At 67.5% G+C, this 25,286-nt stretch carries 27 protein-coding genes and 1 tRNA gene; 12 read left to right on the plus strand and 16 right to left on the minus strand.

Going from position 1 to position 25,286, the window contains the following annotated elements; all coding sequences use genetic code 11:
- Window positions 1–75 precede the first annotated feature (75 nt).
- Window positions 76–801: a metal-dependent hydrolase gene (locus RJT68_RS09060; protein WP_407040033.1), complete on the plus strand. Its 726-nt coding sequence runs from the start codon at window positions 76–78 to the stop codon at window positions 799–801.
- A 305-nt stretch (window positions 802–1,106) separates the two neighbouring features.
- Here RJT68_RS09060 and RJT68_RS09065 read toward each other — a convergent pair whose 3' ends face one another.
- Window positions 1,107–1,298 carry a hypothetical protein gene (locus RJT68_RS09065; protein ID WP_407040034.1) on the minus strand — a complete coding sequence of 64 codons (192 nt, stop codon included), beginning with the start codon at window positions 1,296–1,298 and terminating at the stop codon, window positions 1,107–1,109.
- Between the two features lie 183 nt (window positions 1,299–1,481).
- On the opposite strand from RJT68_RS09065, the gene RJT68_RS09070 reads away from it, so the two are divergent.
- The 5 genes from RJT68_RS09070 (at window position 1,482) to RJT68_RS09090 (ending at window position 5,033) form a co-directional block, all read left to right on the plus strand.
- Window positions 1,482–1,877: an OsmC family protein gene (locus RJT68_RS09070; RefSeq protein ID WP_407040035.1), complete on the plus strand. Its 396-nt coding sequence runs from the start codon at window positions 1,482–1,484 to the stop codon at window positions 1,875–1,877.
- A 307-nt stretch (window positions 1,878–2,184) separates the two neighbouring features.
- Entirely contained in the window at window positions 2,185–3,210 is a 1,026-nt protein-coding gene (locus RJT68_RS09075; RefSeq protein WP_407040036.1) for a ComEC/Rec2 family competence protein, read from the plus strand.
- Entirely contained in the window at window positions 3,207–3,503 is a 297-nt protein-coding gene (locus RJT68_RS09080) for a DUF3006 family protein (protein ID WP_407040037.1), read from the plus strand. Before RJT68_RS09075 ends, RJT68_RS09080 begins: the two co-directional genes overlap by 4 nt.
- 391 nt (window positions 3,504–3,894) lie before the next feature.
- Entirely contained in the window at window positions 3,895–4,395 is a 501-nt protein-coding gene (locus RJT68_RS09085; protein WP_407040038.1) for a gamma carbonic anhydrase family protein, read from the plus strand.
- A gap of 155 nt (window positions 4,396–4,550) precedes the next feature.
- Complete coding sequence (locus tag RJT68_RS09090) at window positions 4,551–5,033, plus strand: DUF5799 family protein (protein WP_407040039.1); 483 nt, start codon at window positions 4,551–4,553, stop codon at window positions 5,031–5,033.
- A 78-nt stretch (window positions 5,034–5,111) separates the two neighbouring features.
- Here the strand turns inward: RJT68_RS09090 and RJT68_RS09095 are convergent, their stop codons facing one another.
- The gene (locus RJT68_RS09095) at window positions 5,112–5,267 is read right to left on the minus strand and encodes a DUF7557 family protein (RefSeq protein WP_407040040.1); all 156 of its coding nucleotides are present in this window, start codon (window positions 5,265–5,267) and stop codon (window positions 5,112–5,114) included.
- A 135-nt stretch (window positions 5,268–5,402) separates the two neighbouring features.
- On the opposite strand from RJT68_RS09095, the gene RJT68_RS09100 reads away from it, so the two are divergent.
- The gene (locus RJT68_RS09100; RefSeq protein WP_407040041.1) at window positions 5,403–5,693 is read left to right on the plus strand and encodes a DUF7545 family protein; all 291 of its coding nucleotides are present in this window, start codon (window positions 5,403–5,405) and stop codon (window positions 5,691–5,693) included.
- Window positions 5,694–5,926: 233 nt separating this feature from the next.
- Here RJT68_RS09100 and RJT68_RS09105 read toward each other — a convergent pair whose 3' ends face one another.
- On the minus strand, window positions 5,927–9,616 hold the full coding sequence (locus tag RJT68_RS09105; protein WP_407040042.1) for a DUF7282 domain-containing protein: 3,690 nt from the start codon (window positions 9,614–9,616) through the stop codon (window positions 5,927–5,929).
- 557 nt (window positions 9,617–10,173) lie between these two features.
- On the opposite strand from RJT68_RS09105, the gene RJT68_RS09110 reads away from it, so the two are divergent.
- From RJT68_RS09110 to RJT68_RS09120, 3 genes are read left to right on the plus strand one after another with little or no spacing between them, the layout of a single operon-like run.
- The gene (locus RJT68_RS09110; protein ID WP_407040043.1) at window positions 10,174–10,752 is read left to right on the plus strand and encodes a biotin transporter BioY; all 579 of its coding nucleotides are present in this window, start codon (window positions 10,174–10,176) and stop codon (window positions 10,750–10,752) included.
- A 37-nt stretch (window positions 10,753–10,789) separates the two neighbouring features.
- A complete protein-coding gene (locus RJT68_RS09115; RefSeq protein ID WP_407040044.1) occupies window positions 10,790–11,521 on the plus strand; it encodes an energy-coupling factor ABC transporter ATP-binding protein in 732 nt (243 codons plus the stop codon).
- Window positions 11,521–12,225: an energy-coupling factor transporter transmembrane component T family protein gene (locus RJT68_RS09120; protein ID WP_407040045.1), complete on the plus strand. Its 705-nt coding sequence runs from the start codon at window positions 11,521–11,523 to the stop codon at window positions 12,223–12,225. The genes RJT68_RS09115 and RJT68_RS09120 overlap by 1 nt, the downstream gene beginning before the upstream one ends.
- A gap of 7 nt (window positions 12,226–12,232) precedes the next feature.
- On the opposite strand, the gene dpsA (RJT68_RS09125) is transcribed toward RJT68_RS09120, so the two are convergent.
- From dpsA (RJT68_RS09125) to RJT68_RS09145, 5 genes are all read right to left on the minus strand, one after another.
- Window positions 12,233–12,802, minus strand: coding sequence for a DNA starvation/stationary phase protection protein DpsA (gene dpsA, locus RJT68_RS09125; protein ID WP_407040046.1), 570 nt, complete (start codon window positions 12,800–12,802; stop codon window positions 12,233–12,235).
- Window positions 12,799–13,380, minus strand: coding sequence for a DNA starvation/stationary phase protection protein DpsA (dpsA, locus tag RJT68_RS09130; protein WP_407040047.1), 582 nt, complete (start codon window positions 13,378–13,380; stop codon window positions 12,799–12,801). Before dpsA (RJT68_RS09130) ends, dpsA (RJT68_RS09125) begins: the two co-directional genes overlap by 4 nt.
- Before the next feature lie 13 nt (window positions 13,381–13,393).
- The gene (gene dpsA / locus RJT68_RS09135) at window positions 13,394–13,939 is read right to left on the minus strand and encodes a DNA starvation/stationary phase protection protein DpsA (RefSeq protein WP_407040048.1); all 546 of its coding nucleotides are present in this window, start codon (window positions 13,937–13,939) and stop codon (window positions 13,394–13,396) included.
- 441 nt (window positions 13,940–14,380) lie between these two features.
- Window positions 14,381–14,455: transfer RNA gene (locus RJT68_RS09140), tRNA-Thr, on the minus strand.
- A 117-nt stretch (window positions 14,456–14,572) separates the two neighbouring features.
- Window positions 14,573–15,619: a class I SAM-dependent methyltransferase gene (locus RJT68_RS09145; RefSeq protein ID WP_407040049.1), complete on the minus strand. Its 1,047-nt coding sequence runs from the start codon at window positions 15,617–15,619 to the stop codon at window positions 14,573–14,575.
- A 157-nt stretch (window positions 15,620–15,776) separates the two neighbouring features.
- On the opposite strand from RJT68_RS09145, the gene dph5 reads away from it, so the two are divergent.
- Window positions 15,777–16,589: a diphthine synthase gene (dph5, locus tag RJT68_RS09150; RefSeq protein ID WP_407040050.1), complete on the plus strand. Its 813-nt coding sequence runs from the start codon at window positions 15,777–15,779 to the stop codon at window positions 16,587–16,589.
- Between the two features lie 163 nt (window positions 16,590–16,752).
- Here dph5 and RJT68_RS09155 read toward each other — a convergent pair whose 3' ends face one another.
- The 3 genes from RJT68_RS09155 to RJT68_RS09165 all read right to left on the minus strand — a co-directional run bounded on the left by RJT68_RS09155 (window position 16,753) and on the right by RJT68_RS09165 (window position 20,274).
- The gene (locus tag RJT68_RS09155; protein ID WP_407040051.1) at window positions 16,753–17,841 is read right to left on the minus strand and encodes an alpha/beta fold hydrolase; all 1,089 of its coding nucleotides are present in this window, start codon (window positions 17,839–17,841) and stop codon (window positions 16,753–16,755) included.
- 138 nt (window positions 17,842–17,979) lie between these two features.
- On the minus strand, window positions 17,980–19,143 hold the full coding sequence (locus RJT68_RS09160) for a thiolase family protein (protein WP_407040052.1): 1,164 nt from the start codon (window positions 19,141–19,143) through the stop codon (window positions 17,980–17,982).
- Between the two features lie 150 nt (window positions 19,144–19,293).
- On the minus strand, window positions 19,294–20,274 hold the full coding sequence (locus tag RJT68_RS09165; RefSeq protein ID WP_407040053.1) for an isocitrate/isopropylmalate dehydrogenase family protein: 981 nt from the start codon (window positions 20,272–20,274) through the stop codon (window positions 19,294–19,296).
- Window positions 20,275–20,446: 172 nt separating this feature from the next.
- Between RJT68_RS09165 and RJT68_RS09170 the strand changes: the two genes are divergently transcribed.
- The gene (locus tag RJT68_RS09170) at window positions 20,447–20,791 is read left to right on the plus strand and encodes a CBS domain-containing protein (RefSeq protein WP_407040350.1); all 345 of its coding nucleotides are present in this window, start codon (window positions 20,447–20,449) and stop codon (window positions 20,789–20,791) included.
- A 303-nt stretch (window positions 20,792–21,094) separates the two neighbouring features.
- Here the strand turns inward: RJT68_RS09170 and leuD are convergent, their stop codons facing one another.
- Genes leuD through ilvN form a run of 5 tightly spaced genes read right to left on the minus strand, consistent with a single transcriptional unit; the run spans window position 21,095 to window position 25,248 of the window.
- Window positions 21,095–21,754, minus strand: a complete 660-nt coding sequence (gene leuD, locus RJT68_RS09175) for a 3-isopropylmalate dehydratase small subunit (RefSeq protein WP_407040054.1) — start codon at window positions 21,752–21,754, stop codon at window positions 21,095–21,097.
- Window positions 21,751–23,178, minus strand: a complete 1,428-nt coding sequence (gene leuC, locus RJT68_RS09180; RefSeq protein ID WP_407040055.1) for a 3-isopropylmalate dehydratase large subunit — start codon at window positions 23,176–23,178, stop codon at window positions 21,751–21,753. The genes leuD and leuC overlap by 4 nt, the downstream gene beginning before the upstream one ends.
- A complete protein-coding gene (locus RJT68_RS09185; protein WP_407040056.1) occupies window positions 23,175–23,489 on the minus strand; it encodes a hypothetical protein in 315 nt (104 codons plus the stop codon). The genes leuC and RJT68_RS09185 overlap by 4 nt, the downstream gene beginning before the upstream one ends.
- Before the next feature lie 45 nt (window positions 23,490–23,534).
- Window positions 23,535–24,581: a ketol-acid reductoisomerase gene (gene ilvC, locus RJT68_RS09190; RefSeq protein WP_407040057.1), complete on the minus strand. Its 1,047-nt coding sequence runs from the start codon at window positions 24,579–24,581 to the stop codon at window positions 23,535–23,537.
- Window positions 24,574–25,248, minus strand: coding sequence for an acetolactate synthase small subunit (ilvN, locus tag RJT68_RS09195; protein ID WP_407040058.1), 675 nt, complete (start codon window positions 25,246–25,248; stop codon window positions 24,574–24,576). Before ilvN ends, ilvC begins: the two co-directional genes overlap by 8 nt.
- Window positions 25,249–25,286: the final 38 nt, after the last annotated feature.

Genomic DNA, 25,286 nt, shown 5'->3' on the forward strand with positions numbered 1-25,286 from the left:
TCAAATCGGGGGTAATCCCCGGTTCGGCGGCTCTCGCCCGGTTTTAAGTTACCGGTGGGAGAACTACGAGGTGCTATGCAAGTCACCTGGCACGGCCACTCGACGTGGCGCGTCACCGTAGGCGAGACGGAGCTACTGATCGATCCGTTCTTCGACAACCCGAAGACGGACCTCGAGCCGTCGGACGTCGACGCGCCGGATTACGTGCTGTTGACACACGGCCACGCCGACCACATCGCCCACGCGGGCGAGTTCTCGGAGGCGACGCTCGTCGCGACGCCGGAACTCGTCTCCTACTGCCAGGACGAGTTCGGATTCGAGGACGCCGTCGGCGGCATGGGCATGAACCTCGGCGGCACCGTCGAGTGCGGCGACGCCTTCGTGACGATGGTCCGGGCCGACCACACCAACGGCATCATGACCGAAAACGGCGCCAGCGGCGGGATGCCCGCCGGGTTCGTCGTTTCGGACACCAAGCCGACCCAGGTCGCAGACGAGGAGTCGACGACGTTCTACCACGCCGGCGACACCAGCCTCATGACCGAGATGCGCGAGGTGATCGGCCCGTTCCTCGAGCCCGACGCCGCCGCCGTCCCGATCGGCGACCACTTCACCATGGGGCCGGCCCAGGCCGCCGTCGCCGTCGATTGGCTCGACGTCGACTACGCCTTCCCCCAGCACTACGACACCTTCCCGCCGATCGAGCAGGACCCCGAGGACTTCGCCCGCGAGGTCGAGGCCGCGGGCAGCGACGCCGAGGTCGTGGTCCTCGAGGGCGACGAGTCGTTCGACCTGGAGTGATCGGAGTCGCCCGGACTCGAGTCCGGGGACCGAACCGACACGAGACACCGAACCGACCGTCTATCACTTCACGGCAGCGCCGACGGGAACGCGTATCAGCACGACGAACGGGGGTGGGGGTCACGCCGTGGCCAGAGATCGTCGTGACGCGTTGATAAAATAGATCGACGCCGGGAAGCGTCGCCGCCACCAGGGGAAGGGCCGCGAATCCGATCGCTGCTCGTCGGCCTCGGAGCACCCTCGCGGCGATTCGAACGCGAAGCTCCTCCGAGATGGTCGATTCCGTCGACGATCGAACGGCGGCGTTACCGCCGCCTGAGGAGCCGAAGCGCCAGCGATGCCACCGTTCCTACCCCCGAAAACCGGGTGGAGAGCGCGGCCGCACCGAGAAGCGCGAGCCCCTGTTTCGGACGACCGCGTCGAAACGCCAGCAGTCCGTCGAGCACCGTCGACAGCGTGCTGAGACGCTTTGCTGTTCGCGTGATTGCGTGTGCCATTGGCGGTACGTACGTTTGCCTTGCGACCGAGTAATCGAACGACGTTGCAGACGCAAGGAGGGGGTCCGAGCGTTGCGCTCCGTCACAGCGGGGTCGTGCTCGAAACCGACTTCCGGCCGAGAAACCGGGTAGCGCCACGGGCACCAAACGTTTACAGCGCCGCCCGTGGAGGTTCCGACTGGTATGGCGAAACAGGTCACCACCGTCTCCGAGGAGGGCTACAGTTCGACGAACGAGATCCGCGACTATGAGACGACCATCGACGCGACGGGAGACGACGCTCCCGACACGCTCGAGGCGCTGCTCGCCGCCTACGCCTCCTGTTACGTGCCGGCGCTTCGCGTCGGCGGCCAGCAGCGCGGCGCCGACGACCTCGGGCGGATCGAAATCGACTCCTCCGGCGAACTCAACGAGGACGACAAACTCGAGTCGGTCAGCTTCGACATCCGCGTCGAAGCCGACGTCGACGACGAGACGGGCGAGGAGATCCTCGAGCGCGCGTTCGAACTCTGCAAGGTCCACGACGCGCTGAAACCCGAACTCCACGCGGAGACGTCCTTCGAGGGTGGCGCCGTCTGATCGGCGAAGCCGACCGCACGCTCGATCGCACCGCTTTCCGGACACCGACGCAGGTCATGCGCTCGATTGTAACGTTTTCTGGTGATCGACCCGGCCGCGCAGACGATCGCAGCGCCGTCCGGTCTCCGAATCTCGCCGCGCAGTGGGTCCCAGCCGTGATCCCGTCCCGATTCTTCTCGGCTGTTCCGTGTTTCTACGGCCCAAGCGGGATCACCGCGTTCCGTGTGCGTCGGCGGTGCGTTGAACCAACGGTATCTGTCGGGCAACCCACCTCAATCCACATATTCGACGGCGGTCTGGATACCGTATGCGCCGGCTCCTTCCGATCGTCGCGGTCGCGGTGATGCTCGTCCTCGCGGGGTGTTCCGGGTCGTTCGTCCCGGACGGCTCCGATTCGGCGTCCGACGACGATTCCGAGTCGGACGACGACCTCGAGGTACACCACATCGACGTCGGTCAGGCGGACTCGACGCTCCTGAACACGCCCGAGGGGGAGACGATCTTGATCGACACGGGCGACTGGCGCGACGACGGTGAGGCGGTCATCGACTACCTCGAGGCGCGGGGGATCGACCGGATCGACCACCTCGTGGCGACCCACGGCCACGCGGACCACGTCGGCGGCCACGCCGCGGTGATCGAGCACTTCGAGGAGCACGGGGACGGCGTCGGCGCGGCCTACGATTCGGGGGTGGTTCAGACGACCGCCACGTACGACCGGTACCTCGACGCGATCGAGGCGCACGACGTCACGCTGTACGAGGTCGACGCGGGCGACGAACTCCCCCTCGACGACGAGGCCGTCGAAGGGACCGTGCTCAACCCGCCCGAAGGCGCGTCGGACGACGTCGACGCCAACGGGATCGTCCTCTCCGTCGAGTACGACTCGTTCTCGTACCTCACGACGGGGGACGCGGAGTCGACGGCCGAATCCCGGCTGGTCGAGGAGTGGGGCGACGAGTCTGCGCTCGAGGCGGACGTCTACCAGGCCGGCCACCACGGCTCCTCGACCTCCTCGACGCCGCGGTTCCTCGACGCGGTCGATCCCCGAATCGCGGTGATCTCGAGCGCGCTCGAGTCCCAGTACGGCCACCCCCACGACGAGGTGCTCGAGGCCTTCGCCGAACGGGGCATCGAGACGTACTGGACGGGCGTCCACGGCGACGTCGTGGTGACGACCGACGGCGAGTCTGTCGCGGTCGAGACCGAGCGCGACGCGTCGACCGATCCGGACGACCTCCTCGAGGCGAAGTCGGACGCCTCCGACGGGTCGGACGCCTCGCTCGAGGGGCCATCGATTGAAACCGCTCCGGCGCCTACTGCGAGGCGATGACCGACACGTACCGGGCGGTCCTCGATCGGATCGTCGACGGCGAGACCGCCGTATTCCTGCTCGAGGAGGATGGCGGACGGAATGGGAACCGAGAGGTAGTCGACGAACGTGCGGTCGACGCCGAGCGCTTACCGGCCGACGGACGGCGGGAGGGCGCCGTCTACGACGTGGACGTCGACCCCGACGACGGATCGGTGCTCGAGGTTCGGTTTCTGGACGAAGCGACGCGCGATCGACGCGAACGGACGCGCGATCGGTTCGATCGACTCTCCGAACGGTTGTCCGACGAGTGAGTCACCGGTAGGACGTTCTGTGTGCGGTCCCCGCAAACTGGTGGAGGCCGTCCGCGTCTCCCACAGGGATGGGCGCGGGACGGCGTTCGAACTGCGCGAAGATCGGACCGGAGAGCAGTTCCGGTCGGGCAGGGTCGCGTGAGGTGGTTCGGGACGCGTGGGGCGCATTCGATCTCGCGGTACTGGTGGTAGCGAGTGCAACGCGTGGTGATGGTGGTGGCGAGTGCCACTCGAGCCGGCGATCCCTGCCAGGCGGAACGTCCGTTTCGGGGATACTAACGGTACTCCCAAACTACGTCGGTATCCGGGCCTGGCGACGCGCGATCCCGGTAGACGCGAACGACGAATCCGGATCCGTAGCTTCAAGGCCCTCCTCGAGCCACTGATCGCCATGCTACGATCGTTCGACGGGGTAGAACCGCGCGTCGCCGACTCGGCGTACGTGGACGAGGCCGCCGTCGTCATCGGCGACGTCGTCGTCGAGGCGGACGCGAGCGTCTGGCCGAACGTGACCATCCGCGGCGATCACGGCACGATCGTCGTGGGCGAGGGCGCGAACGTCCAGGACAACGCCGTGTTACACGAGGAGACCGTTCTCGAACCGTACTCGACGGTCGGTCACAGCGCGATCGTTCACGACGCGACGGTGGCCGAGCGCGCGCTGGTCGGGATGAACGCGGTCGTCCTCGACGGGGCCCACGTCGGCGAGGGGGCCGTCGTCGCGGCGGGGAGCGTCGTCACGGAAGGGACCGAGGTACCGCCGGAGACGCTGGTCGCGGGCGCGCCCGCGGAGCGGAAAACCGAACTCGACGACCCGCACCTCGGCGCGACGGCCGACCGGTACGTCGAACTCTCGAGTCGCCACGAGGAGAGCTCCGAGCGACTCGACTGATCGTCCGACGTCGGAGTCGACCGGGAACCGCCCGCAACGGCGGGGCGTCTACGATCGGTCGGAGGCCGACCGCGCGGCCGGTGGGGCGGGGGAACCGAACGGGGCGCGTTTCGCCGAGGGAAACGCTGATACCGCCGCCGGCCGAACCGCAGGCCATGAGCGACACGCCGTGGACGGACCGGATCGTCGGTGCGCGAATGACCGTCGATCGGGAGTTCTCCTCGAGGGTCGCCGACTCCCGCTTTTCGAGCCAGGAGTGGAGCCTCATCATGACCGCGACGGACCTCGAGATCGAACACCCGGAGGACCCCGAGCGGGCGCGAATCGTCGCGAACACGGAGAAGGTCGAACAGATCCTCCCCGAACTCGAGAACATCCGCTCGCAGGTCGGCGCGATGGGCGGCGCTCCCGGTCCGCAGGGTGGAGGCGGATCGAGCGGGTCGGGCGGCGGTCTCTTCTCGTCGCTCAAGAACGCCCTCGGGATGGGCGGCGGACTCGGGTCGGGGGGCCCCTCCGACGAGGAGCGGGCGGCGGCCGAATCGCTCGCTCAGGAGTACGCCGAGGAGTTACAGGCCCACCTCGAGGCCAGCGGGAAGTGGGAGTCGGTCCGGAAGACCGCGGCCGAATCCGACCGCTAGCCGACTGGCTCCGGCGGCTCGGTGCGACGAGTTCGGCGAATCGCGTCGAGCCTAGCCGATCCGGCCTCGATCCAGCGATCAGTCGCCCGTGTAGTCTCCGCCGTGGAACAGCGTGTACTCGCTGGCCTGGTACATGTTGATCAACTCGTTGACCAACTCGTCGTACGATTCGTCTTCGACGCGCAGTGCGTCCATCCGCTCTACCGTCTCCTCGTCGAGTTCGACCGTAGGCATGGGTGTGTGTTGAACCCGGACGGTCAAAAACGCCACCCCGGTGTAGCAAGGATACTGCTCCGATCCCGTCCCCGTAGGTCGATCGACGACGCGGCAGTCACAGCACATATAGGTGCGCCCCTCCAGGGTAGGGATATGACGGATGACGTCGAGACGACGACCTTCACGATCGAAGCGGAAGACGGCGACGACGACGAAGTGACGGTTCCCTCGGAACTCGTCGACCTCGTCGCCGACGGCGACCAGAGCCGGGCGGAGACGGTCGGCGACATCGTTCTCCTCTCGTTCGCCAGCCGCGCGCACCACGTCGTGCACCACGGCGACGGCGCCGACGCGGACCTCGAGGCCCAGGAGGCCCGCACGATGGAACTGTTCGAGGAACGGTTCGGCATGACGTTCGGCGAAGCGACCGGCCACCAGCACTAACTCGAGCCGATTTTCGAAGGGTCTCACCGAGTCGACGAACAGCCGACCGACTTCGACTCGCTACCACACTGCCGACGCGTCTCCCGTGAGCGGCCGCTTCGAGGGCCATCCACGTCCGCATCGGAAAAAGCCGGAATCATTCGAACGACGCACGAACGCCGAAGGCGTCCGTCACACCGGCGGGGGAGGGAGTTCGAACGCGTCGGCGGAGGCGAGCGTCCTTCGGCCGGGATTCACAGCGCGAATTGGCTCTCGTTGCCGTCGGGTCCCTCGGTCGGCGGAACGGCCTCCGATTCCGTATCCGATGTGGTCTCTTCTTCCGAGTCGTTAGGCGTCGTCTCCCCGCCCGGCTCTTCGAACGGACTTCCGCCCTGCGTCTCGGCACCTTCCTCCTCGTCGCCGTCGGCGGGTTCGACCGCCTGGATCGTGACCGATTCGGAGTCGTCGCCGGTCGAAATCTCGTGCGTCGAATCGCCCTCCGGGAGCGCCGCGGTGAACGACACCTCGGTCGATTCGCCGCCCTCGAGGGCGACCGTCGTCTCGTCGACGACTTGCCCGTCGATAGCGTACTCGACCGCCGCCTGGTCCTCGAGGTCGCCCGCGTTCTCGACGGTCGCGCTCACCGTCACCTCCTCGCCCGGCTGGGCGCTGTCCGGGGCGGTGAGGCTCCCGTCGACCACCTCGAAGAACGCCGCTTCGCCGGCTTCCTCGAGCGTCACCGTCGTCTCGACGCTCTCGTTTTCGCTCGCGACCGTCGCGACGTACTCGCCGGCCTCGAGCGCGTCCGTCTCGGTCGAGAGTTCGACGGCGGCCGACTCCTCGGCCTCGAGCGACACCGTCTCCGCATCGACGGGCTCGCCGTCGAGGTCGAGACCGACCTCCTGCTCGCCCGCGCCGCCGAGGTTCTGGATTTCGGCGGCGACCTCGAGCGGTTCGCCCACATCGACGGGGGCGTTCGTCCCCGTGATCGCCACGGCGAACTCCGGCGGCGGTTCCGCGACCTCGTAGGCGACGGTCTCGTTGGCCAGTTCGTCTCCCGTCTCGGTCGCGACCGCGCTCACCTCGAGCGTCCCGTCGTCCTCGAGCGGGGGCTCGAGCGCGATCGTCTCGTCGGTCAGGGATTCCCCGGCGTCGTACGGACCGGCCTCGGCCAGGGTCGATCCGGTCCCGTCCGTCACGACGAGCGCGTACTCGACGCTGGCGTTCGCTTCGTCGACGGTGAGATTCTCGCCGTCACCGGATTGGTCGGACACCGTCAGGGTCGCCGTCGGTTCGTAGACCTCGTCTCCGTCCTCCTCGACGACGGTGTACTCGATCGTTTCGTTCGCGAGTTCCTCGTCCGCTTCGACGCCTCGGACCGACACGTTAACGGTGGCGTTCTCCTCGAGCGGCGGTTCGAGTGCGAGCGTCAGGTTACTCGCGGGCTCGTTCGCCTCGAACGAGTCGCTCTCCACCGATTCGCCGTCGTACTCGGCGGACACCACGTACTCGTCGGTGGCGTTGGCCTCGTCGACGGTGAGATTCTCGCCGTCGCCCTCCTGATCGGCGACCGAGAGCGTCGCCTCGGGTTCCTCCGCTTCGTCCTCCTCGAGGACCGTGTACTCGATCGACTCGTTCGCGAGCGCCTCGCCGGTCTCGTCGTCGCGCACGGAGACGTCGACCGTCGCGTTTTCCTCGAGCGGGGGCTCGAGCGCGAGTTCGAGGTCGTTCACGCTCTCGTTCGCCTCGAACGCCTCGCTCTCGGCCGTTCCGTTCTCGTACTCCGCCGCGACGACGTAGTCAACGCTCGCGTTCGCTTCGTCGACGGTCAGGTTGTCGCCGTCACCCTCCTGATCGGAAACGGAGAGGTTCGCCCCTGTTTCGTCGAGTTCGTCTTCCTCGTCCGCTGCAACCGACAGCGTAGCGCCGTCGGTGACGGCGAATCCGCCCTCCGTGACGTAGTGCTCGTCCTCCATTCCGTCGGATTCCGCGTAGTCGAACTCGCCGTCGTCGTCCGTGTCGTGGTGGGCGACGGCGACGATCGATCGATTCTCCTCGAGTTCCGTTTCGAGGGGGACGTCGACGTCCCGGTAGTCGCCGGCCTCGAGGTAGCTCGAGACGCCGAGGAGGGCCTGCGGATCGGGTCCGGCCGAGTCGTAGACCGCGACGAAGCCGCCCTCGGAGAGGGACGCCTCGTCGATAACGACGGTCCCGTTCCGTAGTTCGGCGTCGGAGGCGGAAATCCTCGCTTCGCCCTCCAGTTCCTCGACTTCCTCGACGTTCTCCTCGGCCAGCTCGCCGGCGATTCGGGCGAGTTCCTGCGGGTCCGTGACGCCCTCCTCGAGCGCCGCGGTCGTCGCCTCGGTCGCCGTCTCCTGGGCCAGGATCTGAATCTGCGAGACGCTCACGCGCTGGTACTGGACGACGCGTGCGGTCTCCTCGCAGGCGCCCCGTGCGATGTACTGTATCTGTTCGACGCTCACCTCCTGGTGCTGAACCAGAGCCCCGTTCGCGCCGCCGCTGGCGAGAACCTGCACCTGGGTGACGTCGACCACCTGCGTCTGGATCGCGGCGCCGTGGCCGGCGCCCCGAGCGGCGGCCTGGATCTGGCTGACCTCGACGGTCTGCCGTTGAACGGCCGTCTCGAGCGCCCCCTGAGCGGCCCCGACCGCGGCGTACTGGACCTGCGTGATCGAGATCTCCTGGCGCTGGACGATGACCCCCTGGGAGGCGCCGATCGCGGCCGCCTGGATCTGCTCCACGGTTGCCTCCTGGCTCTGGGCGATCGCCCCCTTGGCCGAGCCGAACGAGGCCTCCTGCACTTGCGCGATCGACACCTGTTGGGTCTGTTCGACGCGGAGGGTCTGGACCTGCTGGAGACAGCCCTTCCCGGCCCCGCGCGCGGCGGCCTGGGTCTGCTCGACGCTGACCTCCTGCTCCTGGACGAGCGCGCCCTTCGCGGCCCCGACGGCCGCCTTCTGGACCTGCTTGATCGTCACGCGCTGCGTCTGCTCGACCTCGATATTCTGCTCCTGCTCGAGGACCGCCTGCGAACTGCCCTCGAGGGTGCCCGCGGACGCCCCCGCCGCTGCGTGTTCGACGTGGTCGGTGGTGACCCGCTGGCGCTGCTCCGCCGAGATCGACTGGTACTGCTCGAGGACGCCGTAGGACGAGCCCTGGGCGGCCTCCTGGATCGTTCCGATCCGTTCGATGCCCGAATCGCCGGCCTCGAACGCCGCACCCGACGCACCACCCCTCGCGGCGGCCTGGGTCTGTTCGACCGTCGCGTCCTGCGTCTGGGCGATCGCGCCGTGGCTCGCCCCCCACGTCGCGCTCTGCATCTGGACCGCGCTGGCCGTCTGGTGCTGGGCGAGCGCGCCGCCGGTCGACCCGCCGACGACGGCCTGCACCTGCTCGACCTCGACGTCCTGCGTCTGCACGAGCGTCCCGTGGACCGCCCCCACCGTCGCCCGCTGCACCTGCTCGACGTCCGCCTCCTGGTGCTGGACGACCGACTGGGACGCCCCCTCGAGTGCCGCCGCCCGTTGCTCCTGGCTCACCTCGACGCCCTGGGACTGGACCAGATCGATCCCCTGTTCGACGCCCTGCTGGACGGCGTCCTCCTGCGCCGACGACAGCGACGCGGACGCATCCGTGTCGACGTCCGTGGGCGTCGTCGGTTCCGTCGACACCAGGTCGACGTTCGCGTCGACGGAATCGGCGTCCGCTGACGCACTCCCTTCCGCGGCCATCGACATCGCACGTTCGGTCGGTGCTTCGTCCACGGACGCGACGGTTCTGACCGCGCCGCCATCGCTACCGTCGGTGCCGACGGCGTCGGCCCCTCCGGACGAGCCGACACTGGTTCCGAGCAGGGGCAACGCGGCCGCGCTGAGGACAATTATCGCGGCGAATGCCACGGCGTACCGGTCCGAGCGGCTCATCGGCGTCTCTCCGATTCGCGTCGAGTTCCGCCGCAACCGGCGCTCGCGTCGGCGGCGATCCGAGTGAACGCCGGTCCGTTCGGACGTTCGCGTGCGCTCGACGTCAACGGGGATCGTCTGACCCACCCGTCGAACTGGAGTCGGATCGACGACGGCTGCCGATTCCACCCCGTCGGCCGCTCGCCAATGTCGTCGCCTCGCCCGGGTTGCGTGGGTGTTACTGACATACCCTGAACGAGGGCGTGAATCCGCGGCTTAAGCCCGCCGGACGTTTCGGTCGAGGGGTGAACACAATGGGGCATTATTCGGCCGTGTCTCACCCTCTACCGCCGACTGGAGTCCCGATTATGTCACTGTCGCCGTCGCCGTCACCGGTAATTCGCCGGTGGAAAACCGGTCCCTCGAGTGGAACGAAGCGGGTGGTTTCGACGCCGAAAGCGCGCTCCGACCACCACGAAATTACACGCGATCGAGATACTGCCCAACGGTCGGAGCCTGATCGGCAGCGCCGGTTCGTAAATCGAAGTATTGATTGGGGTTTACGAGGGACTCGAGGTATGAATACCGAACAGCAGAACGTCGACCTCGTCGACGCCGAGGTCGTCGGACGGTTCGCTCGAGCGGCGCTGCTCGCCGCGCTCATGGCAGCGGGTGCGTGGGTGTCGATCCCGATGCCGCTGGGGCCGTCGATCACGCTTCAGATGCTGGTCGTGTTCCTCGCGGGGCTGTTCCTCGGTCCCGCGTGGGGTGCGTTTTCGATCGTGTTGTACCTGTTCGCCGGCGCGATCGGCGTCCCGGTGTTCGCAGAGCGTACGTCGGGACTCGGCGTTCTCCTCGCCGAAACCGGTGGGTTCCTGCTCAGCTTTCCGGTCGGCGCGCTGGTCGTCGGTCTCGTCGTTCACCGCGGACGGTCGCTTCGAAACCCCGCGGGCGTCTCGACGCCCGTCATCGTCGCCGGCCTCGTCGCCGCCACAGCCATCGTCTACGGCGTCGGGTTCGTCTGGTACGCGGAACTCACCCAGATCAGTCTCGGGGCGTCGTTCACCGCTCTCGTCGTTCCGTACATTCCCGGTGAAATCGTCAAGATCGTCGCCGCGACTGCGATCGCAAAGCTCGGTCGTATCGATCCCCGGTGACCGACGTGCCGACGACTCGAGCGCACGACCCACGCTCATGATCGAATTCGATTCGGTCTCCTTCGCGTTCGACGACGTGACCGTCCTCGAGGACGTCTCGCTGACGATCGACGACGGCGAGTTCGTCCTGCTGGTCGGCGCCAACGGCAGCGGCAAGACGACGCTGATCCGCCACTGCAACGCCCTCCTGACCCCGGATTCGGGCGAAGTGCTGGTCGACGGCGTCTCAGCCGTCGAGAACCCCGTCGCCGCCCGCACGAGCGTCGGCATGGTCTTCCAGCACCCGCGGGACCAGTTCGTCGACGCCTTCGTCGGCGCGGACGTCGCCTTCGGCCCCGAGAACCTCGGCCTGCCGCGCGAGGAGATCGACCGGCGAGTCGAGGCGGCGCTCGAGGCGGTGAACCTGGCCGGCTACGAGGACGAGCGAATCGACGCGCTCTCCGGCGGCGAGCAGGCCCGGGTCGCCATCGCAGGCTCGCTCGCCATGGAACCGTCCCACCTCGTCCTCGACGAACCCTTCACAGGGCTGGACGAACCGGCGCGACAATCGGTCCTCTCCCGCCTCGCGTCCCTCTCGGACGGCGGGACCGGAATCCTCGTCGCCACGCACGACCTGCGGGACGTGGTCGCCCTCGCCGATCGGCTCGTCGCGATGGAAGGCGGCCGAGTCGTCGCGAAGGGGACGCCGGAAGCGGTCGTCGACGAACTCGAGGAGCTACACGTCCGCGTTCCGGACGAGGCGTCGAAATCGCGGGTTCGATCGGAGTGATGCTGACCTACGAACCCGACGAGACGCTCGCCCACCGCCTCGATCCGCGCTCGAAGATGGCGGTCCAGATCGGGTTCGCGGCAACCGCGCTGGCCCACACCGATCCCCGCTCACTGGCGATCCTGACCCTGATCACGGTCGGCGTTCTCGCCTCGGCCCGCGTCCCGCCGCTGCGAACCATCTACGCCTTCCGGTACGCGCTGGTCTTCCTCCTGTTCGCGCCGCTGATCTCGATGCTCTCACTGCGCCGGCCGTGGCTCGAGCCCGCAGCGGCCGTCGATCCCGCGCTCGCGAGCTTTCGCGTCCTCCTGATCCTCCTGGTCAGCGCCGCCTACGTCCGTTCGACGCCGATCAGGGACTCTCGATCGGCGATCCAGCGGACGATCCCCGGAAAACCCGGCCAGATGCTGGGGATGGGAGTCGCGCTCGTCTTTCGGTTCCTCCCGGTACTCAGGGCCGACCTCGAGACGATCCGGGAGGCGATGGCCGCCAGACTCGGCACCGAGCGCGGGGTCGCGGACCGCGCGAGTCGGGTCGGCACGTTCGGCCTCGAGCGCGCGTTCGCTCGCGCGGATCGCCTCTCGCTCGCCCTGCAGGCGCGGTGTTTCTCGTGGAATCCGACGCTCCCGTCGCTCTCGTTCTCACGACTCGACGCGCCGGCGCTCGCCGTCGCCGTCGCGCTCCTCGTCTCCGCGGTTCTTTAAAACGAGTTCACCTGGTCGCGTCGTGACGAACGAGCGTATCGCCGGCGAGGTACTGATCGAGGACGTGAGCGTCCGCCTCGAGCGTCCTGAGATGTTGGCGCAGGAGCTCGCTCGTCGCCGTATCACCGAGTCGGTCCGCCAGTTCGATGTGTTCGCGCCACTGCACCGCGAGCGTGGCGTACCCGTCGAGGTCGCGCTCGAGCGACGAGCGGATATCGTAGTGGTGGGCCTCTTCGATGAAGATGGGCGCGTGTTGGCGGACCCCCATCGGGCCACAGACCGGAACGCCGCCGAGCGCGGTGATCCGAACGGCGATGTCGTCGGTCATCTCCGTGAGCCGGCCGGCGGCTTCCTCGAGGAAGTCACCGATGGGCTTCGATTCGGCCCCCTCGACGAGCCAGTGGTGCTTGCGAACCTGATTGAAGAGGATGTACAGTCCCGACACGTCGCTGTTCAAGGCCGTGACCAACGCGTCGGCGACGTCCCGGTCGAGACGAAGCTCGTTGTCGGTTACCTCGTCCCATTTTTGGCGGACGTGAGACGAGTCGGGGCTCCGCAGATGCGGCGTCCGCATCATCGGTCCGTCAGCACCTCCGCTCGAACGAGCGCGTCGTCTTCGAGCAATTGCTCGATGATGTGGGCGTCCTCCTCGAGGACTTCGAGACGGTCCCTGAGCAGTTCCGCCGTCCCCGGATCGCCTCGTTCTTCCGCGAGAGCGACGTGCTCGCGCATACTGACGAGCAGAACCGCGTACCCCTCGAGATCTCCCGCCAGGGAGACGCGAAGGTCGTAGAGGTCTTCGGCCTCGAGGTGAACGTCGGCCCGCTCCTGAATCGTCGGCGGCGTGTTCGGGGGAATCCCGCCCAGTTCGACGATCCGAACCGCGAGGTCGTCGTTGATCTCGCGCACGCGCTTGTAGGCGTCCTCGAGGAAGTCCGCGACCGCCTCGTGCTCGGCTCCCGCAGCGGTCCAGTAGTGCTTTCGAAGCAGGTAGAACAGGTTGAACGATCCCGCGTGGTCGACGCTCAACGCGTCGACGATCGCTTCGGCGTCGGCGCGGTCCAGTCGGAGTGCGTTCGCCGCGACGGTGCCCCACTCTTGACGGCGCTCGCCCGTATCCGGCTCCCGAACGAGCCGGCCTCGTTTCTGTGCCATTCAGGTCACTCGTTCAGTGAAGGGCGCTCTCGAGCACCAGGGTGTCGTCTTCGAGGTAGTGTTCGAAGTGGTGGCCGTCCTCCTCGAGGTGGACGAGGATCTCGCGCAGCATCTCGCCGGTCGCGGGATCGCCGAGGTTCGAGGCGAGTTCGATGCTGTCGCGCATGGACTCGATGATGTCGCCGTAGATCTCGAGATCGTTCTCGAACATGGTGCGGACGTCGTAGACGTCCTCGCCCTCGAACTCGACGGTCGCACGCTCCTCGAGGTTCGACGGGCCCGAGACGGGGACGCCGCCCAGCGCCTGCGCGCGCTCGGCGATCTCGTCGGCGCCCTCCTCGACGTGTTCGTACGCCTCCTCGAGGAACTCGTGGAGGGCGAGGAAGTTGTCGCCCTCGACGACCCAGTGGTGCTTCTTGAGCTGGTGGTACAGCACGTACGCGTTCGCCAGCTCGGAGTTCAACGCCTCGACGATCTGCTCGGCTTTACCCTGATCGAGGCGGAGCGCGTTTTCCTCGACGGTGCCGGCCTGTTGACGGACGGTCTCTTGAGAACTCATCACAGGAGAGGATAGTATCCCGACCACCTTATACCTTTCAGAACTCGTACATTTTTCGGCGTGCCTAAATTCTTTCCACGAATCCGGTACACCTCTTTCGATCGTAACTCTCGTTCCCACTTTTGGTTGTGGAATTGCATTCGTTCGAACAGGAAAATGACGTCCTGGTTATATTACTCGCCCCAATACCTCGAGCGTTCTCGTGACCAGCAATCCATTCGGCGCCGAATAAGCCACCGTTGTCGCTAGGTACACCCGCTCAGTCGATCGAGGTGCTGTTGGTACCCTGGATGGATTACGGGTTCTCCTGGTAGCGTGGTCGGTCGATGGCGGATTGCACCGGCGTCGGCAATCCCGCTCGCTTCGCTCGCGCTGCGACCTCTCTCGTAGAACGTCCGTCCAGTCGGTCTCTCGGTCCTCACCTTCGTTCGTCGCAGAAAGAGCCGGTGGAGGGATTTGAACCCTCGACCTAATCCTTACGAAGGATTCGCTCTAGCCAGTCTGAGCTACACCGGCAGGCGTCGACTCGGTCGACGTCTGTACCTCAACGTAGGTCCGAAACAGGCCATAAGGATTGCGAAACGAGTCGGTCGTGCCAAGGCGTGTCTCGTCGGGGCTCGAGGCCGCCGTCGATCATCGCTCGAGTCGCACGTCCAGACAGACGTTGAGTTCGTGCGGGGCGTAGGACCGCACCCTCCGTCGAGTTTCGACCGTCACGTCGTACTCGGGTTCGGCGGCCGCGCGGATCGCCCGTTCGCCGGGTCCGAAGGGGTCGTCTTCGTGCTGGATGTCGTAGTAGTGGACGACGCAGTCGTCGCCCGCGAGCGTCGCGGCAGACTCGAGGAACTCGTCGGCGCTGTGGGGGAGGTTCATCACGATCCGGTCGGCCCAGCCCTCGTACTTCGGGGCCACCTCCCTGACGTCGGCGGCGATGGCAGTCACCCGACCCTCGACGCCGTTTCGGCGGGCGTTCTCCCGCAGGTACTCGATCGCGCGCTCGTTGACGTCGACGCCGACGCACTCCGCCCCGCGCCTGGCGAACGGGATGACGAAGGGGCCGACGCCGGCGAACATGTCGAACGCGCGCTCGCCCGCTTCCACCTGTCGTGCGACGCGGTGGCGCTCGGTCGCCAGACGCGGGGAGAAGTACACCTCCGCGAGGTCGAGGCAGAACTCGCAGCCGTACTCGCGGTGTACCGTCTCGGTTGCCGGGGGTTGGTCACCGCCAGATCCGTCTCCGCCTTCGTCCCCGCCTGCGACCACCTCCCAGTCGCGAATTCGCGTCTCGCCTTTCACCTTCGACGCCTTGTTGAGCACCGTCTCGACCGGCAGATCGGAGTCGACGACCGCTTCGGCGATCTCGAGCGCCCGCTCACCGTCGTCCTCGTCGAGCAGGACGACGTCACCCAGGCGTTCGTAGGAGGGGTCGAACCCGAGCAGGTCGGCGGGCGTCGTCTGCGTCTCGCGCTCGTCGACCTCGCGGGTGACGATCTCGACGTCGCCGTCCGCCGCCTCCTCGAGGTCGAGGGCCGAGACGGCGTCGGGGTCGGTGACGGGAATGTAGAGTGCGCCGTCGTCGACGGTGATCTCGAACTCGTCGGCGATCAGGTCCGCGTCCGCGAGCGCCCGGCGGGCGGTCTCCCCCCGCTCTCGCGGTACGCGGACGCAGGGAACGTCCATACCTCGAGTAGGCTACCCCGCGGTCGTAACGCTGACGTTTTCGCGGTCGCCGCCGCGGTCGTCGCGGGCATTCCGCTGACGGTCTTCGGCCTGCTGGCGCTGCTGTAGCCGGTGTCGACTCGAAACCTTCTAGCGCCACCGCCGACTACGAGCGTCCATGCTCACATTCGTCGGCCTCGGGCTCTACGACGAGCGGTCGATCACCGTCGAGGGTCAGCAGGCCCTGCGGACCGCCGACCGGGCCTACGCCGAGTTCTACACCAGCAGGCTCGTCGGCACCACGGTGGCCGACCTCGAGGCCTACCACGGGGTCGAGATCGAGGTCCGCGACCGCGCGGGCGTCGAACGGCATCCGGAGGACGTCCTCGAGGTCGCCGAGACGGAGGACGTCGCGTTTCTCACCGCGGGCGACACGATGATCTCGACGACACACGTCGACCTCCGCCTGCGCGCCCACGAGCGGGGGATCGAGACCAGGGTGATCCACGGCGTGACGGCCCAGACGGCGACCAGCGCCCTGACGGGCCTCCAGAACTATCGCTTCGGAAAGGCGACCACGCTACCGTTTCCGTACGCCCACGGCGCCGATGGCCTCCCGGCGAGCGTGACCGAGACGATCGACGACAACCGGGCCGATGGGCTCCACACGGTTGTCTATCTCGACATCAAGGTCGACGACGAGGCCGCGAGTCGCCGACGGGGCGAGGGCGACACCGAGGACGAGTACATGACCGCCGACGTCGGAGGGAAATTGCTCGCCGAGGCCTATCCCGACCTCGTCGGCGTCGTCGTCGCCCGCGCCGGGAGTCCGGACCCCCTTATCGCGGCCGGGACGATGTCCGAACTCGCCGAAGGCGACTTCGGCGACCCGCTCCACCTGCTCGTGATCCCCGGCGAGTGTCACCTCCTCGAGGCCGACGCGCTCGTGGAACTGGCGGGCGCGGACCGCGACGCGCTCGATATCGCGTAAGGCAGATCGTTCGGTCGCTGTCAGTTCGGATTCCGCACACACTCGGATCTGTCGGTTAGAACGCGTTTCGATGGCGAACGGCAGGCAGGACAGTTGGTGACGCGTGCGGTGTCGAACGTCGACGAGGATTCGGCCGAAGCGCGAGACTGATCGAACTCGAGCGTCAGGACCCTTCGTTCGAAAAACGCTCGCCCGCCAGGAGCGACTCGAGGTGGGCCCGAAACTCTCCCCGAACCTCGACGTGGGGCGTGTGTCCGGCCCCCTCGAGCACCACCTCCTCGTACTCGCCGCCCGCGTCGGCGTACTCGTCGAAGACGGCTCGCGTCTGGTCGACCATGGGCTGTGGCGGGAAGACGTCCTCGCCGGGCCAGCCCTCGACTTCCCCCAGCCGACCGAGGGTGCCCATGTCGAAGACGGACTCGTTCGAGACGATCTGATCGGTCGCGCCGCGGAGCCAGAGGATCGGCGGTTTCGGCTCGATCTCGACGATCCCCGAGAGGTCGCAGTACTTCGGGGAGACGGCGTTGTTGACGCCCGCGTTTCCGGGCGCGACGCCCGGCCAGTTGTCCGACTCGGTCGAGTTGCCGGGGTAGTTCTCCGGGCCGATGGCCGTGTCGAGCAACCCCGTCAGGTACGACTCCTCTCGCTCGGAGTCGAAGCCGTGGGTCGGATCGACGTAGAACGACCGCAGGATCGCCCGCGGCGAGGCGTTCCCGACCACGTCCCGGTCGCGAGTTTCGAGGCCGCTGACGAACTGCTGGTTCGAGAGCCCCCCGCCGGAGCCGGCGTAGTCGTCGAAACAGGGCGTCCCCTCGACGTCTTTCGTCCCGCCGAAGCCGTAGGGCGACAGCGGATTGATCAGCAGGAGCGACTCGACGTCCTCCGGGTGGTGGATCGCGTAGTCCATCGCGACGCCGCCGCCGTTCGACCAGCCGACGACGGTGGGTTCGTCGTCGAGCCCGAGTTCGGACAGGAACGCTCGCAGATCCCCCGTCAGGTCGGCGAGCCCCTTCGTGGCGTCGATCGGCTCCGTCTCGGAGTCGCCGTAGCCGCGGAGATCGGGTGCGACGGCGTAGTACGCGTCCGACAGATCTGCCATCACGTCCTCGAAGAAGCGCGACGACGAGACGTTGCCGTGGACGAACGCGACGGGTCGGCCGTCCGGATCGCCGCTCTCGAGGTAGTGCGTCTCGAGGCGGTCGGTGTCGACGGTGCGCGATTCGACGCCGGAGAGGGTGTCGTCTCGAGTCATGGTGGTGCGACCGCGGGGAGCCGGATAGCTGTGAGTGGAGTCTTCAGCCCGCGAAAAAAGTCGGCTGCTTGCGAGCCGACGACGATGGGGTCGTTCGCGACCGTGGCGTCGAGGTCGTACGCCGTCTCAGCCCTCCCGTTACCGCTCGAGCAGCGCGGCGATACCGCCGCCGCCGCCGACGCTCATCCCGACGACGCCCCTGTCAGCGTTCTCGGCCTCGAGTCCGTACGCGAGGGTCGTCGTCAGGATGCCGCCGCTGGCCCCGATCGGGTGGCCCAGCGCGATGGCGCCGCCGTAGGGGTTGAACTTCTCCTCGGGAATCTCGAGGGTCTCCATCGCGTGGACCATCGGCGCGGCGAAGGCCTCGTTGATTTCGAAGTGGTCGACGTCTTCGGGATCGAGGTCGTTCGCCTCGAGCAGCGAGCCGACGGCGTCCCCGACGGCCTTGCCGAACCACTTGGGATCGTCGTACTCGACCGCGTAGTCCACGATGCGCGCGAGCGGATCGACGTCGGCGTCCTCGGCGGCTTCCTCGCTCGCCAACAGAACGCACCCGGCCCCGTCACTCAGGTCGGAGGCGTTCCCGGCCGTGATCGTCCCGTCCTCCTCGAACGACGGTGAGAGTTCGCCGAGGCGCTCGAGGGAGGTGTCCGGCCGGGGGCCCTCGTCGACCGCCAGGTGGCCGTCGGGCGTGTCGACGGGGACGAGTTCGTCCTCGAAGCGTCCCTCGTCGATCGACTCGCCTGCCCGCCGGTGACTCCGCAGGGCGTACTCGTCCTGAGCCTCACGCGAGACGTCGAACCGTTCGACGAGTTCCTCGGTGAGCGAACCCATGTGCGCGTCGTAGTGTTCGTCCCAGAGCGCGTCGCGGATCATCGAATCGACGAGCGTCGCGTCACCGTGGCGCCGCCCCTGGCGCATCTCCGGTACGAGGTACGGCGCGTTCGACATCGATTCGAACCCGCCCGCGACGGCGACGTCGATCCGTCCGGCGGTGATTCGATCGCTCGCTAGCAGGACGGCTCGCAGTCCCGATCCGGACGCCTCGTTGACCGTCGTCGCCGGCGTCTCGTCGGCCAGTCCCGCGTTCACGGTCACCTGCCGCGCTGGAACCTGACCCAACCCCGCCGAGATCGAGTTCCCGAGGCCGACCCAGTCGATTCGCTCCCCCGGAATATCCGTTCGCTCGAGCAGTCCCTCGAGTGCCGTCGTGCCCAGTTCGACCGACGAGACCTCGGAGAGCGAACCGAGGAAGCGCCCGTGGGGCGTTCGCGCCGCGTCGACGATGGCGATCGGATCCATGTGGTGGACGGACCCAGCCTACGGGTTTCGTCGTTGGCACTGAGTGTGCAGGGCCGCGCGACCCGAAGCGGACGCGAGGCTCCTGCCTCGACGAACGGATCGACGAAAACGAGAACAGCGGGAAACGACGATCGCCGGGCCGGTTCGCGCTCAGAGCCGGTCGACGACCGCCGCCGTGACGTCGTCCGTGGAGGCGTCGCCCCCGAGGTCGGGGGTTCGGGGACCTTCCTCGAGGACCGTTTCCACGGCGTCGTGGACCGCGTCGGCTTCCTCCTCGTAGCCGAGGAACTCGAGCATCATCGCGGCGGAGACGATCGTCGCGGCGGGGTTGGCAACCCCGTCACCGGCGATGTCGGGCGCGGTGCCGTGGACGGGTTCGAACAGGCCGCGGTCCGAGCCGACGTTCGCCGAGGGGAGCAGGCCGAGTCCGCCGACGAGGCCCGCGGCGAGGTCCGAGAGGACGTCGCCGGCGAGGTTCGGACAGACGATCACGTCGAACTGCGTGGGGTCGAGGCAGACGCGCGTGGCGAAGGCGTCGATCAGCACCTCGTCGGTCTCGACGCCGTTCTCTTCAGCGACCGCCGCCACGGTGTCGCGGAAGAGGCCGTCCGTCTCGCGCATGACGTTCGCCTTGTGGGCGATCGCGAAGCCATCGCGGCCAGTCCCCTCGACGTACTCGCAGGCGAACTCCGCGAGTTCGCGCGAGGCGGACTGCGTGACGACGCGGGTGAGGGTCGCGACGTCCTCGGTGAGCCGATCCTCGATACCGGAGTAGACGCCCTCGGTGTTCTCCCGGAGGAAGACGAGGTCCGTCTCGGGGCGAACGGCGTCGATTCCCGGATACGCTTTCGCGGGGCGAATGTTGACGAACGAGTCGACCGCGTTTCGCAGCGGGAGGATCACGTCGGCCGCCGTCTCGCCGGCCGCGCCGAACAGGGTCGCGTCCGCCGACGCCGCCAGGTCGTACGTCTCCTGCGGCAGGGCCTCGCCCGTCTCCTCCGCAACCGCGTCGCCCGCGTCGGCGTGGACGAACTCGAGGTCGAGGTCGAGCGCCTCGAGGACCTCGAGCGTGGCCGGTACGACTTCCTGTCCGATTCCGTCGCCGGGGATGACGGCGATTTCGTGCGTCATACGCTACCTCGACGCGGGGGTGAAAAGAGGGTATCGATACGGCCGAATCGCCGACCGGGCTCGCGTTCGCGATTGTGATCGGTCGACTCCCACGAGGATAGGTAAGTCAATACGGCTCGAGTCCGTACCACGAACTATGGACACGAACGACAGGATCCGCGTCGACGAAGTGATGTCCACGCCGCTCGAGACGATCTCGAAGCGTGCGACGGTCGAGGAAGCCGCGCGAGCGATGCGCGAGCACGAGATCAGCGCGCTGGTCGTGACCACCGATCCGCCGTCGATCGTCACCAGCACGGACGTCCTCGCGGTCGCCGCCGACGGCCGCCACCCCTCGGAGGTGCAGGTGGCCGACGTGATGACGAAGTCCGTGGAGACCGTCCCGCCGGACATCTACCTCGAGGAGGTCGCCGCCATGATGACCACCTTCGGCATCAAGCACCTGCCGGTCGTCGACGGGGACGACGAGTACGTGGGGATGGTCTCCTCGACGGACGTGGCCGCCCAGCTCTCGTAGGACGGAGTCGTCGCCCCCGGACAGCCGATTCTGCCGGGAGGAATCGGACGCCGCCTCGCGATCACCGGTATCGCTTTTTCCGGCGCGGACGCCCGTCCACGCCAAACGGACTGGTGAACGGCCTCCGGATCCGAAACCGATCGTCGATCCTCGCGAGGTGGCGGACGTGGTGCTTCGCTCGCTCGAGACAGGTCGTCCGCATGCGGGCCCGATCGAGCTCGATCGTTGGGAGAAAACGTACTCGAGAAGTGACGGCGACGGTTTCGACCCCGTTCGGAGCCGCCAGGGTGCTCGGTTATTCGGCTACTCGGCCTCGGGAATCGCCGAGGCCTCGACGTACGGCAACTCCTCGGCCTTTTTGCGCACTTCGCCCGCGTTGGCCTTCATGAGCGCCGTGGTGTCCCAGACGCCCTCGACGAGCGCCTTGCGCTGGGCGTCGTCGACGGTGACGTCGATCGTCTCGCCGGCGTCCGATTCGGGAACGCCGTAGGTGACGGTCTCGGCTTCGACGTCGATCTCGATCTCTCCGTCGGGCTGTTCGTCGACCCAGTCCTGCAGTTCCTGGATCGTCTCGCTGTCGGCCGTCACGGTCGGGATGCCGAGGGCGAGGCAGTTGCCCGCGAAGATCTCCGCGAAGCTCTCGCCGACGATGGCGTCGATGCCCCAGCGCATCAGCGCCTGCGGGGCGTGCTCGCGCGAGGAGCCGCACCCGAAGTTGCTGTTGACGACCATCACCGACGAGTCCCGAAACCGCTCCTCGTTCATCGGGTGCTCCTTCGGCTCGTCGTCCTCGTCGAACCGCTGGTCGAAGAAGGCGAACTCGCCCAGGCCGTCGAAGGTGACGACTTTCATAAAGCGCGCCGGGATGATCTGGTCCGTGTCGATGTCGTTCCCGCGGATCGGGATGCCCGTTCCAGCGACGTAGTCGACTTCCGGAATCTCGACCTCGTCTACGTCGGTCATCGGGCGGTCACCTCCGCTTCCGGCAGTTCGCGAACGTCGGTGACTTCACCCTGGATCGCCGCCGCGGCGACCATCCGCGGGTTCATCAGGATCGTCCGGCCGTCCTTGCTGCCCTGGCGGCCGATGAAGTTCCGGTTCGAGGAGGAGGCGCAGGCCTCGTCGCCCTCGAGCTGGTCCTCGTTCATGCCCAGGCACATCGAGCAGCCGGCGTTGCGCCACTCGAAGCCGGCCTCTTCGAAGACGTCGCGCAGGCCCTCCTCCTCGGCGGCGCGCTGGACGCGTTGGCTGCCGGGAACGACCATCGCGCGGACGTCGTCGTGGACCCGGCGCCCCTCGACGATCGACGCCGCACGGCGCAGGTCGGGCAGGCGGGCGTTCGTACAGGAGCCGAGGAAGGCGACGTCGATCTCGTAGCCCTCCATCGTGTCGCCGGGTTCGACGCGCATGTGCTCCTGGGCGCGTCGCGCGGTCTCCTGCTTGTCCTCGGGAAGCTCTTCGGGGGCCGGGATCGACTGCGTGATGCCGACGCCCTGTCCGGGGGTCGTCCCCCAGGTGACGACCGGCTCGAGTTCGTCCGCGTCGATCGTCACGATATCGTCGTACTCGGCGTCCTTGTCGGATCTGATCGACTCCCAGTAGGGCTTCAGCTCGTCGAATTTCTCGGGGTTCTCCTGGAAGTAGTCGGTCTCGGCCAGCCACTCGTAGGTGGTCTCGTCCGGGTTGACGTAGCCCGCGCGGGCGCCGCCCTCGATGGACATGTTGCAGATGGACATCCGCCCCTCCATGCCCAGGCTCTCGATGGCGGAGCCGGCGTACTCGTAGACGTAGCCGACGCCGCCCTCGGTGCCCAGTCGACGGATGATCTCGAGGATGACGTCCTTCGCCTCGACGCCCTCGCCGAGTTCGCCGTCGACCTGGATCTTCCGGACCTGCTGTTTCTCCATGGCGACGGTCCCCGTCGCGAGCACGTCACGGATCTGGCTGGTGCCGATCCCGAACGCGAGCGCGCCGAAGGCGCCGTGGGTCGAGGTGTGGGAGTCCCCGCAGACGATCGTCTTGCCGGGCTGGGTCAGTCCCTGCTCGGGGCCGACGACGTGGACGATGCCCTGATTACCGCTGTTCGGGTCCGAGAACTCGATGCCCGCTTCGCGGACGTTCTCCTCGAGTTCGGCCATCATCTCCTCGGCCGCGTCGTCCCCGTAGGGCCGGGACTGGTCGGCCGTCGGGATGATGTGGTCGACCGTCGCGTGGGTCAGCTTCGGGTAGGCGACCTCGAGGTCGCGCTCCTCGAGCATCCCGAACGCCTGCGGGCTGGTCACCTCGTGGATGAGGTGGAGGCCGACGAACAGCTGATCCTGCCCCGTCGGCAGCGTCGTGACCGTGTGCCGGTCCCAGACCTTGTCGTACAGTGTTCCCTCGCTCATTTACGCTCCTCTCTCGGCGCCTCTACGTCTTCACCCTGTCGCGTGCCCCGCTCGAAGACGCGGTTCGCGCCGTCGGAGCCGTTGGGTGGCGTGTGGCTGACGTGTTTCATTGTCCGTTCCTCAGGGTCGTCGACCGCCGGTTCGTCGTCGGCCTCGGCCGACTCCTCGTCGACCGCGTCCGCGCGACCGCCGTCGGCGACGATCGTCGGTCCGCGCCGGAACAGCTGTCCGGCCGTCTCCCCGGTGTATGGGTTCGCGTGGCTGACCGATTTCATCGTGCGGTCGTCCGTCGATTCCGTGTTTCGTGTCATCGTGGGTGGTCGGTGGTGTCGTGTCGCTGTCTCGAGGTCCGCGGCTTACGCCTGGACCCGGGTCTTCTCGTCCTCGTCCTCGGTCTCCTCGTCGGCCCACGCGAACAGTTCGCGCAGGCGGGCGCCGACGTCCTCGATCTCGTGGTTCTTCTCGGCGTCGCGAAGCTGGTGGTAGCTCGGGCGTCCCGCCTGGTTCTCGAGGATCCACTCGCGGGTGAACTCGCCGTTCTGGATCTGCTCGAGGGTCTCCTCCATCTTCTCGCGGGCGTGCTCGTCGACGATCTCGTCGCCGCGGGTGAGGCCGCCGTACTCGGCGGTGTCGGAGACGGAGTCCCACATCTCGCCGAGCCCGCCCTCGTACATCAGGTCGACGATGAGCTTGAGTTCGTTCAGGCACTCGAAGTAGGCGATCTCGGGCGAGTAGCCGGCGTCGACGAGCGTCTCGTAGCCGTGCTTGACCAGCGAGGTGACGCCGCCGCAGAGGACGGCCTGCTCGCCGAAGAGGTCGGACTCGACCTCCTCGCGGAACGTCGTCTCGATGACGCCGGCGCGGGTGCAGCCGATCCCCTTGGCGTACGCGAGGGCGCGCTCGCGGGCGTCGCCGGTCGTGTCCTGCTCGATCGCGAGCAGGCCGGGCGTCCCCTCGTCGTTCTCGTAGTTGCGACGGACGAGGTGGCCCGGGCTCTTCGGGGCGACCATCGTCACGTCGACGCTCTCCGGCGGCTGGATCTGGTTGTAGTGGATGTTCAGCCCGTGGGCGAACTGGAGGACGTCGCCGTCCTCGAGGTTCGGCTCGATCGCGTTCTCGTACACCGCGGGCTGGATCGTGTCGGGCACGAGCACCGAGACGTAGTTCGCCTGCGCGACGGCCTCGTCCGGGGTGGCCACCTCGAGTCCTTCGTCTTCCGCGGCGGCGCGCGAGGAGGAGTCCTCGCGGAGGCCGACGACTACGTCCACGCCGCTCTCGTGGAGGTTCAGCGCGTGGGCGTGACCCTGGCTGCCGTAGCCGAGCACGGCGACCGTGGTGTCCTCGAGGAGCGATACGTCCGCGTCGTCGTCGTAGTAGATGTCGGTGGTGAATTCGTCAGTCATCGTCTGCGTGTTGTGTGTATTCCTGTCGCTGGTTGGTCTGCGAGCGAACTCGCTCTTCTGCGGTCTGTACGTCTTCGTCGGCGGTCACGTCGGTGCCGCGGGCGAGCGCCGTCGTCCCGGTTCGGGAGATCTCCCGGATGCCGAACTGCCCGAACGCGTCGATCGCGGCGTCGATCTTCTGCCTGGCGCCGGTGATCTCGATCGTCGCCGTCTCGGGACAGGCGTCGACGGTCTTCGCGCCGTACATCTCCGCGACCGCGGCGACTCGATCGGGCCGGTCGGCGTTCACCTTCACGAGCGCGAGTTCCCGCCGCATCGCGTCTGGCTCGAGTTCGCGCACGGAGATGACCGGCACGAGTTTGCGGAGTTGCTTCTTCACCTGCTCGATGCCGGGGTCGGGTTCCTCGACCACGAGGGTGATCCGCGCCCGCTCCTCGTCTTCCGTCGGTCCGACGGTGAGACTCTCGATGTTGAACTGTCGCCTCGAGAAGAGTCCCGAGACGTCCGACAGGACGCCCGGCTCGTGCTCGACGAGCGCGGAGATGACCGTCCGTCGGGGTTCGTGGCTGGCTTCGACCTCGGGGTCGATCCGGATCCCCTGGGACGTTCGTCGTCCCTTCGGGGACGGTCGTTCCTCGGGTGCGGGTCCGTCGAGTCCTCCAGTCATGCGAAACACCTCCGAGTGTTTCGCGTGCAGGCGGACGG

The organism is Halovalidus salilacus (genome assembly GCF_031852275.1).
GTDB lineage: Archaea > Halobacteriota > Halobacteria > Halobacteriales > Natrialbaceae > Halovalidus > Halovalidus salilacus.

Coding starts and splice junctions, on each gene's coding strand:
- RJT68_RS09060 (WP_407040033.1), top strand. CDS start 76: ATGCAAGTCACCTGGCACGGCCACTCGACGTGGCGCGTCACCGTAGGC.
- RJT68_RS09065 (WP_407040034.1), bottom strand. CDS start 1,298: ATGGCACACGCAATCACGCGAACAGCAAAGCGTCTCAGCACGCTGTCG.
- RJT68_RS09070 (WP_407040035.1), top strand. CDS start 1,482: ATGGCGAAACAGGTCACCACCGTCTCCGAGGAGGGCTACAGTTCGACG.
- RJT68_RS09075 (WP_407040036.1), top strand. CDS start 2,185: ATGCGCCGGCTCCTTCCGATCGTCGCGGTCGCGGTGATGCTCGTCCTC.
- RJT68_RS09080 (WP_407040037.1), top strand. CDS start 3,207: ATGACCGACACGTACCGGGCGGTCCTCGATCGGATCGTCGACGGCGAG.
- RJT68_RS09085 (WP_407040038.1), top strand. CDS start 3,895: ATGCTACGATCGTTCGACGGGGTAGAACCGCGCGTCGCCGACTCGGCG.
- RJT68_RS09090 (WP_407040039.1), top strand. CDS start 4,551: ATGAGCGACACGCCGTGGACGGACCGGATCGTCGGTGCGCGAATGACC.
- RJT68_RS09095 (WP_407040040.1), bottom strand. CDS start 5,267: ATGCCTACGGTCGAACTCGACGAGGAGACGGTAGAGCGGATGGACGCA.
- RJT68_RS09100 (WP_407040041.1), top strand. CDS start 5,403: ATGACGGATGACGTCGAGACGACGACCTTCACGATCGAAGCGGAAGAC.
- RJT68_RS09105 (WP_407040042.1), bottom strand. CDS start 9,616: ATGAGCCGCTCGGACCGGTACGCCGTGGCATTCGCCGCGATAATTGTC.
- RJT68_RS09110 (WP_407040043.1), top strand. CDS start 10,174: ATGAATACCGAACAGCAGAACGTCGACCTCGTCGACGCCGAGGTCGTC.
- RJT68_RS09115 (WP_407040044.1), top strand. CDS start 10,790: ATGATCGAATTCGATTCGGTCTCCTTCGCGTTCGACGACGTGACCGTC.
- RJT68_RS09120 (WP_407040045.1), top strand. CDS start 11,521: ATGCTGACCTACGAACCCGACGAGACGCTCGCCCACCGCCTCGATCCG.
- dpsA (WP_407040046.1), bottom strand. CDS start 12,802: ATGATGCGGACGCCGCATCTGCGGAGCCCCGACTCGTCTCACGTCCGC.
- dpsA (WP_407040047.1), bottom strand. CDS start 13,380: ATGGCACAGAAACGAGGCCGGCTCGTTCGGGAGCCGGATACGGGCGAG.
- dpsA (WP_407040048.1), bottom strand. CDS start 13,939: ATGAGTTCTCAAGAGACCGTCCGTCAACAGGCCGGCACCGTCGAGGAA.
- RJT68_RS09145 (WP_407040049.1), bottom strand. CDS start 15,619: ATGGACGTTCCCTGCGTCCGCGTACCGCGAGAGCGGGGGGAGACCGCC.
- dph5 (WP_407040050.1), top strand. CDS start 15,777: ATGCTCACATTCGTCGGCCTCGGGCTCTACGACGAGCGGTCGATCACC.
- RJT68_RS09155 (WP_407040051.1), bottom strand. CDS start 17,841: ATGACTCGAGACGACACCCTCTCCGGCGTCGAATCGCGCACCGTCGAC.
- RJT68_RS09160 (WP_407040052.1), bottom strand. CDS start 19,143: ATGGATCCGATCGCCATCGTCGACGCGGCGCGAACGCCCCACGGGCGC.
- RJT68_RS09165 (WP_407040053.1), bottom strand. CDS start 20,274: ATGACGCACGAAATCGCCGTCATCCCCGGCGACGGAATCGGACAGGAA.
- RJT68_RS09170 (WP_407040350.1), top strand. CDS start 20,447: ATGTCCACGCCGCTCGAGACGATCTCGAAGCGTGCGACGGTCGAGGAA.
- leuD (WP_407040054.1), bottom strand. CDS start 21,754: ATGACCGACGTAGACGAGGTCGAGATTCCGGAAGTCGACTACGTCGCT.
- leuC (WP_407040055.1), bottom strand. CDS start 23,178: ATGAGCGAGGGAACACTGTACGACAAGGTCTGGGACCGGCACACGGTC.
- RJT68_RS09185 (WP_407040056.1), bottom strand. CDS start 23,489: ATGACACGAAACACGGAATCGACGGACGACCGCACGATGAAATCGGTC.
- ilvC (WP_407040057.1), bottom strand. CDS start 24,581: ATGACTGACGAATTCACCACCGACATCTACTACGACGACGACGCGGAC.
- ilvN (WP_407040058.1), bottom strand. CDS start 25,248: ATGACTGGAGGACTCGACGGACCCGCACCCGAGGAACGACCGTCCCCG.